1 protein-coding gene and 1 pseudogene are annotated in these 789 nt (G+C 61.2%); both read right to left on the reverse strand.

The genetic code is table 11. The annotated features are described in order from the left end of the window. Nucleotides 1-619: TCP-1/cpn60 chaperonin family protein (locus NKI88_RS31720; RefSeq protein WP_352659339.1), on the reverse strand; the 619-nt coding region annotated here is incomplete at its 3' end. A 63-nt stretch (nucleotides 620-682) separates the two neighbouring features. Next, nucleotides 683-789 (reverse strand): annotated as a pseudogene (locus tag NKI88_RS31725) (co-chaperone GroES); the annotation flags it as partial.

The raw sequence follows: 789 nt of genomic DNA on the forward strand, positions 1-789 counted from the left end.
TGGTGACGAAGTAGGGCGAGAGATAGCCGCGGTCGAACTGCATGCCTTCGACGACTTCCAGCTCGGTCTCGGCGGTCTTGGCTTCTTCAACCGTGATGACGCCTTCATTGCCGACCTTCTGCATCGCTTCGGCGATCATGGCGCCGACCGACTCGTCGCCATTGGCCGAGATCGTGCCGACCTGGGCAACTTCCTCGGAGGTCTTGATCTTCTTGGCAGCCTTGCCGAGAGCCGCGACGACTTCGGTCACGGCCAGGTCGATGCCGCGCTTCAGGTCCATCGGGTTCATGCCGGCGGCAACGGCCTTGTGGCCTTCCTGGACGATCGACTGCGCCAGGACGGTCGCGGTCGTGGTGCCGTCGCCGGCGATGTCGTTGGTCTTCGAAGCAACTTCGCGGACCATCTGCGCGCCCATGTTTTCGAACTTGTCTTCAAGCTCGATTTCCTTGGCGACGGTGACGCCGTCCTTGGTGATGCGCGGTGCGCCGAACGACTTGTCGATGACGACGTTGCGGCCCTTGGGGCCGAGCGTGACCTTCACTGCGTCGGCGAGGATGTTGACGCCGCGCAGCATGCGCTCGCGGGCGTCGCGGGAGAATTTTACGTCTTTAGCAGCCATTTTTTAGCTCCTGGCAGGGGGCTTGCGATCAAGCCCGAAATTAGTTGACGGTGAGGCCGATGATCAGCCGATGATGCCCATAATGTCGGATTCCTTCATGATCAGAAGGTCTTCGCCATTGAGCTTGACTTCGGTGCCCGACCACTTGCCGAACAGGATGCGGTCGCCGG

Source organism: Mesorhizobium sp. M0317, from assembly GCF_040321555.1.
GTDB lineage: Bacteria > Pseudomonadota > Alphaproteobacteria > Rhizobiales > Rhizobiaceae > Mesorhizobium.